Below are 15432 nucleotides of genomic sequence, written 5' to 3'. Positions count from 1 at the left end.
TGGTGGGCTTTTCTTATACATTAAATGTGATTTTTATTTGATATTATTTGGCAACAAAGTTGATGATCTTGTTTGGAACATAGATTTCTTTGATCAGATTCTTACCATCCAGGAAGGAAGCAATTCTCTCATCTGCTTTTGCGATTTCGAAAGCTTTTTCTTTATCACAGCCATTAGGCAGAACTACGGTTCCTCTTACTTTACCATTTACCTGTACACCAATCTCAACAGTCTTGGCTACAGTTTTGCCTTCATCATATACCGGCCATGGAGCAACTGCAAGCAGTCCTTCCCCACCCAGAAATTCCCAGATTTCTTCACAGAGATGCGGAGCAAATGGACTTAAGAGTTTAATAAAGATACTTAAATCATCTTTGCTGATATGTCCTTCTGCTGTAATCTCATTGATCAGTGTCATCAGGCTGGCAATCGCTGTGTTGAACTTCAGATTCTCAATGTCAGAAGAAACTTTCTTGATAGTACGGTGAATCTTCATTTCCAGTTCCTCAGAAACAGGTTCGTTGGAAAGGATATCTGTCAGGCCCGCCACACGGTCAAGGAATTTCTTGCAGCCTTTCACAGAGCTGTCACTCCAAGGAGTTGCTGCACCATAATCACCCATGAACAATACATAAGTACGAAGTGTATCTGCACCGTACTCTTCTACGATATCAAGCGGATCAACAACATTTCCTTTGGATTTGCTCATCTTATCTCCGTCCGGTCCGAGGATCAGTCCCTGGATAGAACGTTTCGCGTATGGTTCAGGAGTGTTGACAACACCCAGATCATACAGGAAATGATGCCAGAATCTGGAGTAGATCATATGTCTGGTAACGTGCTCCATACCGCCATTGTACCAGTCAACCGGCATCCAGTATTTCAGCTTGTCCATATCAGCCAGTGCCTGAGTATTGTGCGGATCTGTATATCTCAGGAAATACCAGGAAGATCCTGCCCACTGAGGCATGGTGTCTGTTTCACGTTTTGCTGCAGCACCACATTTCGGGCAGGTGCAGTTTACAAAGGAATCAATCTTGGCCAGTGGTGACTGTCCGTCCTCACCTGGTTCAAAGTCTTTGACATCCGGCAGACGAAGCGGAAGTTCTTCTTCCGGAACTGCTACAACACCGCAGTTCGGGCAATGGATCAGCGGAATCGGTTCGCCCCAGTATCTCTGACGGTTGAATGCCCAGTCTTTCATTTTGTACTGAACGCCAGCTTTACCAATGCCTTTCTTTTCAAGTTCCTCAAGCATACGCTCGATAGAATCTTTTTTCTTGGTATAACCGTTGAGGAATTCAGAGTTAACCATCTCTCCGTCACCTGTGTAGGCTTCCTTGGTGATATCTCCACCTTTGATAACTTCGATGATGTCGATGCCGAATTTCTTTGCGAAATCATAGTCACGCTGATCATGAGCCGGTACTGCCATGATCGCACCTGTACCGTAACCCATCATTACATAATCTGCAATGTAGATCGGGATCTTCTTACCGTTGACCGGATTGATTCCCTCAAGACCCTGGATACGCACACCTGTCTTGTCTTTGACAAGCTGTGTTCTTTCGAACTCAGTTTTCTTTGCACATTCATTGCGGTATGCAGTAATCTCGTCCATGTTTGTGACTTTGTCTTTGTATTTGTCGATGATCGGATGTTCCGGTGCGATTACCATGAAAGTAACACCGAACAGAGTATCCGGTCTGGTTGTATAGATCTCAAGCTTCTCGTCAATTCCATCGATGTCGAAGTTTACAAAAGCACCTTTGGATTTACCGATCCAGTGAACCTGTTGCTGCTTTACATTGTCCGGATAGTCAACGTCCTTGAGACCTTCCAGAAGTTTGTCTGCATACTGGGTGATTCTCAGATACCATACATCTTTGGATTTCTGCACAACTTCGCTGTGGCAGATATCACATTTGCCACCCTGGCTGTCCTCATTGGAAAGAACAACCTTACAGTGCGGGCAATAGTTTACAAGAGTTCTGTCTCTGAATACAAGACCCTTCTCAAACATTTTGAGGAAGATCCACTGTGTCCATTTGTAGTAATCCTCATCGGTTGTATCGATCACGCGGTTCCAGTCAAAGGAAAATCCAACTTTCTTTAACTGGTTGGAGAATTTCTTGATGTTCTCATCTGTGATGATACGTGGATGTGTTCCTGTCTTGACTGCATAGTTCTCGGTAGGAAGACCAAATGCATCAAATCCGATCGGAAAAAGTACATTGTATCCTTCCATACGACGTTTTCTGGAAATAACCTCAAGGCTTGAGTATGCTTTGATGTGTCCTACATGCATACCTGCACCACTTGGATATGGAAACTCTACCAGGCCATAGAACTTTGGTTTGTCACTGTTGTCTTTGGCTTCGAAGACTTTGCTTTCTTCCCATTTTGCCTGCCACTTAGGCTCAATCTTTTTAAACAAGTATTTCATTTCTATGTTTCCTCCAACATTGTTATCTAAAAATTAATTCTAATTCAATACGTCCCGTTTGTCAATATTTCTATTGCGGTACTGGAGGGGTGTCATGCCACACTTTTCACGGAATATCTTACCAAAATAAGCATTTGATGAAAAGCCGCAATGATAACTGACCTCAGTGATTGAGATTTCTGTGTCATCCAACAGTCTTTTTGCCATATTCAAACGATACTCCATAACATATTCAAGTGGTGTCTGCCGGATCGTATTGCGAAAGCAGCGGATGCATTCTCTGGTGCTGACGGAGGCTGCTGCTGCAATATCATTCAGGGTCAGTTTCTCGCTGTAATGTGCGTGAATGAATGTAAGCATGTTCTGGACGCGTTCCTGATTCTGAAAGTTGACGGTATGCGTTGGCTGTTCTTTGATTTCTTCAAGGAGGAGAAGCCAGAGTTCAGAAAAGAGATTTCTTGTCTGAAATTCTACATTTTCCTGATGCTGCAGGGCACTTGCCTGACGGAGTTTCTGAAGAATCTTCTGCTGATTAGGAGTTTTGCCGGTAAAAATAAGGGCATCGATATTTTTGTTGTGGATTACCGGATCCAGATATTTCGTTTCAAAAATGCTCTTAAAATGTCCGCTCAGGAAAATCGGATGAAACAGATGCGTATGCGCAAGTACCGTATCTGTTGCCTTGGAAAATCGTGAAAGAACATTGCTGTTTGTAAAATATCCATGATTTTTTTGTACAATATATGTACGGTTCGCGAGTGTGATCTCTATCTGACCGTTCAGGACATAACCAAATTCAATTTCTTCATGCCAGTGCCATGGAATCGGACCAGCCTTAAAATCTGCGATATGCATACTGTAGGGATATTCTGTCGTCACACCTGCCACCGTTTCCCGTTGATTATAATTCAATTGAATATTCTGGGCATTTACATTTACTGCTTCTCTTTTCATATAGTTCTCCTGAATACAATATTATATTATGATTTTGTCATTATTCTTATATTTTACATCCATAATTATATATAAATATATAGGATTTATCAATATAATGATATCAAAGAAAAGAACAAAACAAGCAAAAACGAAAGGAGCGTGCTTTAAGATGACTTATTCGATATTTCATATCCTCAAACAATATCAGGAAAAAAGTTCCTGTCAGCTGGAAGAAATAACTTTAGAAGAACTTGAAGCATTTGCTTCCAGAACCAGAAAGGAGGAAAACGGTTATGACATACTTCGCAGTCATCATAGCAGTTATGGCAGCAATGGTAGTTGGTAACTTCTATCTGGAAAGCTGAAAAATGAATATTATTTAATTTTAAGGTGCGTCGTGAGGCGCACTTTTTATATACTGAAAAGCCCCTCACCTCATTTTGAAGTGAAGGGCTTTCTATTGTTAAGTCTTTCTACAAATACAGATTATTCAGCTGCATCTACCTTACTTGCTCTGGCTTCGATCTCTTTTGCCTGGATATCGCTCGGAGCCTGCTCATAACGTGCAAATTCATAAGAGAAATCTCCACTTCCACCAGTCATGGAACGAAGAGTTGTGGAATATCCGTAGATTTCAAGCTGTGGAACATCTGCTTCGATAATGGTATTGCCTTCATGATCCGGATTCATTCCAAGAACACGACCACGGCGCTTGTTGAGGTCACCCATGACATCACCGGTATATTTATCCGGAACAATAACTTTCATGGACACGATTGGTTCCAGGAGTACAGGAGATGCATCCATAAAGCCTTTCTTGAAAGCAAGGATGGTTGCCATTTTGAATGCCATTTCCGAAGAGTCTACCGGATGATAAGAACCATCGTAAAGGGTTGCTTTGACACCGACTACCGGATATGCAGCCAGAGGTCCTTTCAGGACACATTCCTGCAGGCCTTTTTCAACTGCCGGGAAGTAGTTTTTCGGTACTGCACCACCAACGACTACCTGCTCAAATACGTATGGAGTTTCCAGATCACCGGATGGTTCAAAACGCATCTTAACATGTCCATACTGTCCATGTCCGCCGGACTGTTTCTTGTGTTTGCCCTCTACATCGGAGTTCTTGCGGATGGTCTCACGGAAAGCAACCTTTGGTTTTGAAAGCTCGATGTCTACTTTATAACGTTCTTTTAACTTACTTACTATGATATCAAGATGCTGATCTCCCATACCATAAAGTAATGTCTGTCTGTTGGCAGAATCATTTACGATACGGAGAGTTTTGTCTTCACTTGCCATTTTTGCAAGTGCCTGTGCGATCTTGTCTTCATCTCCTTTTTTGACTGCTTTGTATCTCTTATAAGTATATGGTATAGAAATCATAGCTTTTGGATAAACAACCGGAGATGCCTTGGCAGCGAGACTGTCACCGGTCTGTACACTTGCCAGTTTGGCGATTGCACCGATATCACCTGCATGAAGTTCAGGGACTTCAAGTGGTTTGGATCCTTCCAGCACATAAAGTTTGTTCAGGCGCTCTTCATTTCCTTTTTCTACATTGAGCAGAGTATCATCTGATTTGATAACACCAGAAGCTACTTTGATCAGAGAATATTTACCAAGGAACGGATCTGCAATTGTTTTCCATACATACGCAGATTTTGTTTTTGCAAAGTCATAATTTGCTTCAAAAATTTCATTTGTTTTCTGTGAAATACCGTTGCAGGAACGTTTGTCCGGACTTGGGAAATATCCACAGATGTCATCCAGAAGGTTGGAAACACCACGAAGATTGATCGGAGAGCCCATGCATACAGGTACAATGCTTGCATCCTGTACATTTGTTGCAAGTGCTGCGGAAACTTCTGTTACAGAGAATTCATCTCCTTCGAAATAGCGATCCATAAATTCTTCACTGGTCTCTGCTACAGACTCCATAAGGATATCATGATATTTTTCCAGATATTCATTCAGGTATTCTGGAATATCGCAAGGCTCTTTACCTGCTTTGTCAATGTATTTACGACCTGCCTGTTTGACAACATTCACATATCCTACAAACTTGCCATCTTCACGAATCGGGAAATGAAGAGGTGCGATTTTCTTGCCATATAATTCTGTCAGATCTTCTACTACTTTTCGATAGCTGACGTCGTCCACATCCATGTCTGTTACGAAGAACATACGTGGCAGTTTATATTTCTCGCAGAGATTCCATGCTTTCTGTGTACCAACCTGTACACCTGCTTTACCTGAAACAACGATGATCGCTGCATCTGCTGCACTGACAGCTTCCTCTACTTCACCCACAAAATCAAAATATCCCGGTGTATCAAGTACGTTGATCTTTACTTTATCCCATGGTACCGGAATCAAAGTAGTCGAAACAGAAAAATGTCTTTTGATCTCTTCTTTATCAAAATCACTAACGGTATTTCCATCTTCTACTCTGCCAAGGCGGTTAGTCATTCCTGCCAGATAAGCCATTGCCTCTGCTAATGTGGTCTTTCCGGATCCCCCATGACCTAAAAGAACCACATTGCGGATTCGGTCAGTTCTATAAACGTCCATATGTAATACCTCCCTGTATGTCTGATATGTTCATATTCTACTAAAATTTCTCGCACTTTTCAAGTATTTTATATAATTTTAACAACATTTTTTATTTGAATTGTGTAAATTATTAACGAATTTACTGATTTTATGGCTTTATTTGACATTTAAAGTATATTCTTTTAAAATAAGAACATAGTTTAACTTGGAAAGGATATCAAACATCATGAAAACCATTGGTTTTATCGGGCTTGGCCTGATCGGAGGATCTATCGCAAAAACGATCCGCAAATTTCATCCAGACTATCATATTCTGGCATATGCAAAACACAAAGAAACTCTGGCAGCTGCATTAAACTGTAATGCAATCGATGCCGTACTGGAAGAAAAGGATGAGCGATACCGTACCTGCGATTATATCTTCCTCTGTGCACCGGTAGAATACAATATAGAATATCTGAAATATCTGAAGGATGTGATTTCTGACGACTGTATCATCACAGATGCAGGAAGTGTTAAAGGACCAATTCACAAGGCGGTAAATGAGCTTGGAATGGATCACTGTTTTATCGGAGGGCATCCAATGGCCGGCTCTGAGCAGTCCGGTTTCGCACATTCTTCAGATCATCTGTTAGAGAATGCTTATTATATCCTGACACCAGGCGGACAGGTTCCACTGGAAAAACTTACAGAGTTTTCAGAGCTGATCGATTCACTTGGATCAATTCCAATGGTCCTGACAGCAGAAGAACACGATTTTATTACAGCAGGTGTCAGTCATCTGCCACATATCATTGCTTCTTCTCTTGTAAATCTGGTCAATCAACTGGATAATGAAGCAGAATATATGAAAACGATCGCTGCCGGAGGTTTCCGCGACATCACAAGGATTGCATCTTCTTCTCCTGTCATGTGGGAACAGATCTGTGTGGAAAACCATGAAAATATTTCCACAGTCCTTGATGAATATATTCGTATGCTGATTCAGATCCGTTGTTCAATCGACAATCAGGAAGCAGATAATCTCTATGACATGTTTGCCAGATCCAGAGACTATCGTGATTCTATTGATATCACCTCTTCCGGTCTGATCAATAAAACATATATGCTTTATATTGATATTGTAGATGAAGCAGGTGGAATTGCTACAATTGCTACAATCCTCGCAATGGAGGGAATCAGCATTAAAAATATCGGTATCATCCACAATCGTGAATTCGAACAGGGCGTTCTGAAGATTGAGTTTTATGAGCAGAATGCACTGGAAAAAGGCTGTGCGCTTCTGAAAAAACGTAACTACATAGTATACGAACGGTAGGTAACTATATGGAAATCAAAAAACAGACAAATTTAAAAGGTACTTTAACAGTACCAGGAGACAAATCAATCTCTCACAGAGCAGTTATGTTCGGATCCCTTGCCAAAGGAGCTACTCGCATTTCTCATTTTCTTGAAGGTGCAGACTGTCTTTCTACAATCTCCTGTTTCCGCAAAATGGGAATTGAAATCGAGCGTAACGGTTCAGAAATCCTTGTTCACGGAAAGGGGCTTCACGGACTTTCCGAACCGACTGAAATTTTAGATGTCGGAAACAGTGGAACAACAACCCGCCTGATTTCCGGAATCCTTGCAGGTCAGAGATTCGTATCTGAACTGGATGGCGATGATTCCATTCGTACTCGTCCTATGAAACGAATCATGACACCACTGACTGCCATGGGCGCAGATATCATCAGCAAAAAGGATAATGGCTGCGCTCCTCTTCTGATTCATGGAAAAGAACTTCATGCGATCCATTATGATTCTCCGGTCGCTTCTGCACAGGTAAAATCATGCGTACTGCTTGCCGGCATGTATGCAGACGGAGTAACCAGTGTGACAGAACCTTTTCTGTCCCGTAATCACACAGAGATTATGCTGAATTATTTTGGTGCTCAGATCACATCTGAGGGAACAACAGCTTCTATTCTTCCGGAGCCGGCACTGGAGGGAAGAGAGGTCAAAGTTCCGGGAGATATTTCGTCAGCTGCATATTTTATTGCTGCTGGACTCCTGACGCCTGGAAGCGAGATTCTCCTGAAAAATGTCGGCATCAATCCGACCAGAGCGGGTATGCTAAAGGTATGTATGGACATGGGTGCAGATATTACACTTCTGAATCAGAGCACAGAAGGGGAACCGACAGCAGATCTTCTGATCCGCACCAGCAGTCTTAAGGGTACAACAGTTGAAGGTGCAATCATTCCTGCATTGATCGATGAAATCCCGATGATCGCAGTTATGGCAGCGTTTGCGGAGGGAACAACGATCATCCGTGATGCACAGGAACTCAAAGTCAAAGAATCTGACCGCATTGCAGTTATGGTAGATAATCTGAAACGTATGGGTGCGGATATTGAGGGAACTGATGATGGAATGATCATTCATGGCGGCAAGCCTCTTCACGGTGCAACGATCGATTCTCATCTGGATCACCGTGTGGCAATGTCTTTTGCAGTTGCAGGTACGATCTGCGATGGTCCTCTGGACATTCTGAATGGTGACTGTGTAAAGATTTCCTATCCGGAATTCTATCAGGATCTTTACAGCCTGGGAAAATAATCTTTTCATAAAAGATTTATACAAAACAAAAATGAAACCTGTCTTTTGCATGAAAAATGTGAAATGACAGGTTTTTTATGTAGATACATATTTGGGCATATCAATGGATATTCTAAAGGAAGATAAAATTCTCAATAAAATGCAGCAATGTTCTGTATCAGATTAGGACGACAGGAGGCATCATATGAAAATTCTATTTTATGGTACAAAAGATTATGATCAGTATTTTTTTGATAAGTTGAAACCGGAATATCCGCACATTGAATTTGTTTTTATTGAATCAAATTTATACAGAGAAACTGCTTCTCTTGCCGCCGGATACGATGGAATCTGTGCATTTGTTAATGCAGATCTGGGAGAAACAGTTCTTGAAGAACTCCGGCATCAGGGAATCCGGCTGATTTTGATGCGATGCGCCGGTTACAATAATGTGGATATCCAGAAAGCAAAGGAATGCGCCATCAAAGTACTGCGCGTCCCGGGTTATTCCCCTGAAGCTGTTGCTGAGCATGCCATGGCGCTGGTGCTGACCGCCAATCGTCATACCCATAAAGCATATATCAAATGTCGGGAAAACAATTTTTCACTGAATGGACTTATGGGTGTAAATCTGTATGGAAAAACAGCCGGAATTGTAGGTACCGGAAAAATCGGTATGGCAATGGCACGAATCTGCAATGGATTTGGAATGAAAATTCTTGCTTATGATCTATACCCCAATATGGAATCTGATTTGGAGTATGTTTCTCTGGACAGACTTCTTGCGGTCAGCGATCTGATCAGTCTGCACTGCCCTCTTACACCAGAAACACACCATATGATTAATAATGAGTCCATTTCCCGCATGAAAGATGGGGTCATTCTTGTGAATACTTCCCGTGGTGGTCTGATCTGTACCGATGATTTAATTGCAGGGATTCGTGATCATAAATTTCAGGCGGTTGGTCTGGATGTATATGAAGAAGAATCTGATTTCGTGTATGAAGATATGTCCGAATATATTCTGAAAACTTCTACAGTGCAGAGACTGCTTTCTTTTCCAAATGTGGCATTGACTTCTCACCAGGGATTTTTTACTGAGGAGGCTTTAACTAATATTGCAGAAACAACACTACAAAATGCGGAAGCTTTCCGTACCGGACTGGACTTAAAAAATGAGGTGCAGAATTGATTCAGAGGGTGTGCTGCCCCCTCTGAATCCGATTTAGTGATAAAAAGCTTCTTTCAGAATACGGATCTCTTCTGCCCAACCGGCATCGTCATTTGGTGTTTCCAAAATGAACGGAATTCCTGCCAGAGCAGGGTGCTTTATTATGCGAATAAGAGCTTCCAGCCCAATTTTTCCTTCTCCTATTCTGGCGTGTCGGTCTTTGTTGCTGCCAAGATCATTCAAGCTGTCATTGAGATGAACTGCTTTTAACCGAGACAGTCCAATGATACGATCGAATTCATTCAGAACACCATCCAGATTATGAACGATATCGTAACCGCCATCCCAGACATGACAGGTATCCATACATATGCCCATTTTATTTTCTTTCTCTATTCGATTCAGAATTTCTTTAAGTTCTTCAAAATTCCTTCCCATTTCCGTTCCTTTTCCAGACATTGTTTCCAGAAGAACTGTCGTGGTCTGCTCTTCAGTAAGAACATCGTTAAGGATCTCTGCAATTTTCTGTATACCGATCTCGGTGCCCTGGCCAACATGACTTCCCGGATGAAAATTATAATAATTTCCAGGTGTATATTCCATTCTTTGAAGATCATCCGCAAATGTATCACGTGCAAAGATTCGAAGGTCTTCTTTACCAGCGCAACAATTTAAAGTGTATGGGGCATGTGCCACAATTTTTCCAAAATGTTCCTCTTCTGCCAGGGAAAGAAATTTCCGAATATCTGTTTCATCGATTGTCTTTGCTTTTCCGCCACGAGGATTTCTGGTAAAGAATGCAAATGTATTTCCACCGTTTTTTACAGTCTGCTTTCCCATGGCTGCGTATTCTTTAGATGATGAAGTATGATTGCCGATATATAAAGTTGTCATAACACTCTCCTTTTGTAATTTTGTATATACTTATCTTAAAGTTATTGACGGAATCTGTCAAACTTCATATACTCTTCTTAAGTGACAGATTTTGACAAATTTCGCAGAACCTGCATTTGGGGAGGAGAATGGAATGGAAACCAAAAACAGACAGACAAAACATCGAAAAAGAAAGATCATGAAAAAATCCAGATATTACAGAGAAAAGCAGCAATTTTTGTATCTTGGAATCGGCGGAGCTGCATTACTGCTTATTTTGTTGACTGTGCTGGTTGTGGTCAGAGAAACTCATTCAGAACAGGCCGTTTCTGCTTCAGGATCCGGCGAACTAACAAAACAGGAAAGCGAAGCTAGTACAACGCTTCTGACTGTAACGCCAGAACCAGAAATGACGCCGGTATCACTGGCCCTTAGCGTTGTAGGTGATTGTACTTTAGGAACCGATGAAAATTTTGACTATGACACCAGTTTAAATACCTACTATGAAAATTATGGTGCAGATTATTTTATGGCAAATGTAAAAAACATTTTTTCAGCAGATGATCTGACAATTGCAAATTTTGAAGGAACACTCACAGAATCCACGGAACGTGAAGATAAACAGTTTGCGTTCAAAGCACCTGCTTCTTATGCAGATATACTTACTGCTGGTTCGATAGAAGCAGTAAATACAGCTAATAATCACAGTCATGATTATGGTGAAGAAAGTTTCAATGATACATTGAAAGCTCTGGATGCAGCTAATATCATTCATTTTGGATATGACGAGACTGCTGTTACCGAAATAAAAGATGTAAAAGTAGGTCTTGTTGGAATTTATGAATTAAATGATCATCTTGGCAGAGAAGAACAATTAAAACAGAATATTGCGAAAGTTAAGGCAGAAGGGGCTCAACTTGTGGTCGTTATCTTTCACTGGGGAAATGAAAAAGAGGAAGTTCCGGATGAGAATCAGAAAACGCTTGGGCATCTTGCAATTGATGAAGGTGCAGACCTGGTATGTGGACATCATCCGCATGTTCTTCAGGGAATTGAAGAATATAAAGGAAAGAATATTGTGTATAGCCTTGGCAACTTCTGCTTTGGAGGAAATGCCTATCCAAGCGATATGGACACTATGATCTTTCAACAGACTTTTACGATCGACCAGAATGGAGTAAAAGAGGATAATGTGACCAATATCATTCCCTGCTCCATCTCGTCGGATTCAGGTTATAACAATTATCAGCCTACTCCTGCTGAAGGTGAAGAAGCCAACCGTATCATGCAGAAAATCCAGGAAAGAAGTTCCTGGATTGCTGCTGGAGACACGGCAAATGATTTGGAAGAAGATACAGAATCTTCCTCAGATGACACAAGTGAGAATTTTTATGAAATGGATGAGGAAGATTCTGAGGGATTTACGGATGCTGATGAAACTGAGGATCCAGAAGTCTGATTTCCGGAATGCTGCTTACAGTAGTCAGGAGCTTTTGCAGAAATTCTGTGACCAATGGATGCGCGTTTCTCTGGTCATTCATGATTGCATAACAAGTACGATACTCAGGACCGTTTTCCAATGAGACGATTCGACAGTTTTCTTTTTCAGCCAGTTTGCGTCCAAGAGTTGCCGGCATGATTGCCCATGCATCTTTTAAATCAAGCAACTGACGCAGCAGTGCCATATTATCAAGCATGACTTTGACTTCGGGATCATTTCCAAACCAGTAATCATGCCACATAAGAAACGTGTTGCTCCATGGAATATAAATTTCGTTGCTGCTGTCAAGCTGAGATGGAAGAAGTCCATCCTGGTAACAGGCATCCTGATGGCATACAAATACGAGCTGCTCCTCAAAAAGCGGAATCGTCTGTACCTTTTTAAAGAAGTGGGGATTGGTGATGAGACCAAGATCTGCTTCTTTGTTTTCTATCGTTTTATAAGAAAGATTTGACTGCATAGTATTAATGTGCAGACTGCATTTGGGATTTTCTTTCAGAAAATCCTCAATTACCTGAGGCATAAAATAAAAGTTCAGACTGTCTACATTTACAATCCGTAATTGTGTAGATGGCTGTTCAAATTTAATCTTTCCGGTTTCAATCCACAACTGTTCCCATTTTCGTGCGATGGGAATAAAACGTTGTCCTGCATCAGTAAGTTCCAAGGTACGAGATCCCTTGCGGCGGATAACCAATTCTGTTCCGAGTTCTTCTTCGAGTGCAGACAGGCGATGGCTGAGTGCAGGTTGTGATACAAAAAGGCTCTCTGCTGCTTTTGAGAGAGATGAGCTGGATGCTATGGTAAGAAAAGTATGTATGTCCTGGTATGTCAAAATCTTTCCTCCGTATGTTATAATATAAATATAATATAAAAGTAATTTATATTATATAGATAAAATATCAATTTTACAATATATATATGCAAGATTATAATAAAACCAATGAAAAAAAGAAAAAGGAATGGTTTTAATGGATGAAGCAACACTGGAAAGAAGGCTGCATCTGAATATGACACTGATCGGTGGATTTATGGTTGGATATGGTGTTTTGAGCCGGCATGACATACTTGGATCTGCACAGACAGGAAATATGACTGCTCTTGCGATGGATGTGGTCGGTCATACAGATGAGCAGTGGTTTTTCCGTATTCTGGCACTGGTGATCTATATTGTTGCTGTATCAACAACTGTAATCGTCTCCCACAAAATTTCAAAAATGAACTTAAAAAGACTAAGCATTCTGATTGATGGTGCTGTATTATTGATCATTGGATTTTATCCTGCAGAAATGAATCCGTTTGTCGCATTATTTCCGATATTTTTTGCAACTGCTTTTCAATGGTGTTCTTTCAAAGGCGCAGATGGATTTGTCAGTTCCAGTATTTTCTGTACTAACAATCTGCGGCAGTGCGTAACTGGCTTTACAGAATATATATGTAGTAGAGATAAACAAGCTCTTCACAGAGGAATCTATTTTGGAAAAGTTCTAATCAGTTTTTATGGCGGTGTTGCCTTTTCATTTGTTGCCTGTCAGATGCTTGATCTGAAAGGGGCTTGGATTGGAATCGTGCCGGTTGTTTCTGCCTTTGCTCTTTGTAATGCAGAATATGTTTTAGGCAAAATAAAAAAAGAGGATATCCTTAAGGCTTCTGCCTGAGGGGTATCCTCTTTTAAATTATATTTTAATTACAAGTGTCTGAATCAATTATTTATGCAGCCTCATCTTCTGCAGCCTCTTCATTTGTTTCAACATCATTTTCTTCAGGTTGAGACGCACTCTCAACAGCTGCCTGTAATACTTCCTCAAGCTGAGCGGCAAGTTCCTCCGGAACACCGGCTGCCTTTATATTTGTAAGAAGAGCATCCCAATTTGCTTCCGTGAAATAACCGGTCATATCGTTATCATCCGTTGCATCATAGGTCTGAGTAAGAGCTCCAAGATCCGGAAGCTCGATGCTGTCCCCGTAACTTCCTGTTACAGTAAGTGTTGCAAGTGGGGCACCGGAAGTTGTCAGCGTGAGTTCAAGACTGCTTATATCGCTGGAAGCATCGGAAATAAGTTTGATATCCACTCCAAAACCTGCAAGTGGATTTACATCTGAAGATGTTTCTTCGTCGGTATCATCTTCTGTAGTCCCCTCCGGGAAGGTAAGATGGAAAGTACCGTTATAATATCCAGGCTTTTCTGGTTCGGTCTGCAGATTTTCAACATTGATGTCTACTGCTTCTGTACCGTCCAGTGCCAGGATATAATCTCCATTCAGAACACCATCAGCTGTCTTACCGCTTCCGGTCAGCGTAAAGGAAGAATCATCGGCTGATACTTCAAGCAGTAATGCAGAACTGTCGCCCTCTGAAGGTGCTTTCCATGTAAATACAGGTGTAACATCTGTATCGTCTACAATACCAATCTCACGTCCAACAATTTTGTCATCAGCATTTACCCATACTTTTGAAGAAAAAACTGTATTTTCATTTCCTGCTTCATCAGAAGTGACATCTTTTAACGCATCTTCTATTGCATTCTGAAATTCCTGATATTGATCTTCTCCATCAGAAGCATCTGCCCACTGTGCAAACAGATCTTTGATTTCTGCATCATCTTTGGCGGTAGTTAAAATGCTTTCTGTCATTGTAGTGAAAGCTTTTTCAGAAACCGTCCCTTCGTATGCTGTACAATTTTCGCTGATTCCATCTACAGAGACGCTTTCTTCAACAGAAGCTCCCTCTTCAGTATTGTCGATTATAATATTACCATAACGGTCAAGAAGAGTCGTAACGGTCTTGGAATCCGGAAGCATGGAAGTAAGATCCGAGAGAACGGTCATATAAGTGTTCATAAACTGTTCTGTTTCTTCATCAGAATCTTCTGAATCTGCAGAAATCGGTGCTGAGATATAGGAATCAGATAACTCCGGGATCTGAATATATTCCATCATATTGGCAAGATCCATAAAGACATTGAAATTGCAGATCTGTCCATCATTAAGAAGAACGGAAGATACAACAGCTTCTATTCCGTCTTTGATTGAAATATTACTGTCAATGCTAAGAGTTTTAAGCCAGGAGACATCTGTTCCACCCATCAGTGCACCAACCAGTGCCCTTCCCGTATCTTCCACCTGAAGCGTAATGCTGCTGTTTGTTCCGGCAGACGCTTTCTGGTAATTTTCGAGATATGCATCCCAACTTTGAGGAAGATTCTCTGTAAGTCTGCTAAGGGCGGCTTTTTCTGTTTCCTGATAGGAACCGGCTGCAAATACGCTACTGCTTCCGGATACGACCAAAGAAATGCCTAATGCGGTTGCAGCTGTTTTTTTCATAATCTGTCTGGTTCGATTCATAAGAAATCTCCTTCCATCTGTGCA

The 15432-nt window shown here is 41.2% G+C and carries 12 protein-coding genes; 6 read left to right on the top strand and 6 right to left on the bottom strand.

Going from position 1 to position 15432, the window contains the following annotated elements; translation table 11 throughout:
• Positions 1-43: 43 nt before the first annotated feature.
• Complete coding sequence (gene leuS / locus KQI91_RS11830) at positions 44-2446, bottom strand: leucine--tRNA ligase (RefSeq protein ID WP_216392981.1); 2403 nt, start codon at positions 2444-2446, stop codon at positions 44-46.
• Between the two features lie 39 nt (positions 2447-2485).
• Positions 2486-3400: an AraC family transcriptional regulator gene (locus KQI91_RS11825; RefSeq protein WP_216392980.1), complete on the bottom strand. Its 915-nt coding sequence runs from the start codon at positions 3398-3400 to the stop codon at positions 2486-2488.
• Positions 3401-3551: 151 nt separating this feature from the next.
• On the opposite strand from KQI91_RS11825, the gene KQI91_RS11820 reads away from it, so the two are divergent.
• A complete protein-coding gene (locus tag KQI91_RS11820; RefSeq protein ID WP_216392979.1) occupies positions 3552-3728 on the top strand; it encodes a hypothetical protein in 177 nt (58 codons plus the stop codon).
• Positions 3729-3868: 140 nt separating this feature from the next.
• Here the strand turns inward: KQI91_RS11820 and KQI91_RS11815 are convergent, their stop codons facing one another.
• The gene (locus KQI91_RS11815) at positions 3869-5956 is read right to left on the bottom strand and encodes an elongation factor G (protein WP_216392978.1); all 2088 of its coding nucleotides are present in this window, start codon (positions 5954-5956) and stop codon (positions 3869-3871) included.
• A gap of 208 nt (positions 5957-6164) precedes the next feature.
• On the opposite strand from KQI91_RS11815, the gene KQI91_RS11810 reads away from it, so the two are divergent.
• The 3 genes from KQI91_RS11810 (at position 6165) to KQI91_RS11800 (ending at position 9710) form a co-directional block, all read left to right on the top strand.
• Positions 6165-7256: a prephenate dehydrogenase gene (locus tag KQI91_RS11810; RefSeq protein ID WP_216392977.1), complete on the top strand. Its 1092-nt coding sequence runs from the start codon at positions 6165-6167 to the stop codon at positions 7254-7256.
• 8 nt (positions 7257-7264) lie between these two features.
• On the top strand, positions 7265-8539 hold the full coding sequence (gene aroA, locus KQI91_RS11805) for a 3-phosphoshikimate 1-carboxyvinyltransferase (protein WP_216392976.1): 1275 nt from the start codon (positions 7265-7267) through the stop codon (positions 8537-8539).
• Between the two features lie 184 nt (positions 8540-8723).
• Positions 8724-9710, top strand: coding sequence for a 2-hydroxyacid dehydrogenase (locus KQI91_RS11800; RefSeq protein WP_216392975.1), 987 nt, complete (start codon positions 8724-8726; stop codon positions 9708-9710).
• A gap of 33 nt (positions 9711-9743) precedes the next feature.
• Here KQI91_RS11800 and KQI91_RS11795 read toward each other — a convergent pair whose 3' ends face one another.
• Positions 9744-10583, bottom strand: coding sequence for a deoxyribonuclease IV (locus KQI91_RS11795; protein WP_216392974.1), 840 nt, complete (start codon positions 10581-10583; stop codon positions 9744-9746).
• Positions 10584-10716: 133 nt separating this feature from the next.
• Here KQI91_RS11795 and KQI91_RS11790 point away from each other — a divergent pair, with 133 nt between their 5' ends.
• Positions 10717-12021 (top strand): CapA family protein, encoded by a 1305-nt coding sequence (locus KQI91_RS11790; RefSeq protein ID WP_216392973.1) that lies wholly within the window; start codon positions 10717-10719, stop codon positions 12019-12021.
• On the opposite strand, the gene KQI91_RS11785 is transcribed toward KQI91_RS11790, so the two are convergent.
• Positions 11984-12898, bottom strand: coding sequence for a LysR family transcriptional regulator (locus KQI91_RS11785; protein WP_216392972.1), 915 nt, complete (start codon positions 12896-12898; stop codon positions 11984-11986). The genes KQI91_RS11790 and KQI91_RS11785 overlap by 38 nt on opposite strands.
• Positions 12899-13034: 136 nt before the next feature.
• On the opposite strand from KQI91_RS11785, the gene KQI91_RS11780 reads away from it, so the two are divergent.
• The gene (locus KQI91_RS11780; protein ID WP_216392971.1) at positions 13035-13721 is read left to right on the top strand and encodes a YoaK family protein; all 687 of its coding nucleotides are present in this window, start codon (positions 13035-13037) and stop codon (positions 13719-13721) included.
• Positions 13722-13773: 52 nt separating this feature from the next.
• Here the strand turns inward: KQI91_RS11780 and KQI91_RS11775 are convergent, their stop codons facing one another.
• Positions 13774-15408 carry a DUF6583 family protein gene (locus tag KQI91_RS11775; protein ID WP_253288560.1) on the bottom strand — a complete coding sequence of 545 codons (1635 nt, stop codon included), beginning with the start codon at positions 15406-15408 and terminating at the stop codon, positions 13774-13776.
• Between the last annotated feature and the right edge of the window lie 24 nt (positions 15409-15432).

This window comes from Blautia sp. MSJ-19 (assembly GCF_018918125.1).
Taxonomy (GTDB): Bacteria; Bacillota; Clostridia; order Lachnospirales; family Lachnospiraceae; genus Blautia_A.
This window is presented reverse-complemented; position numbering and strand designations above follow the sequence as displayed.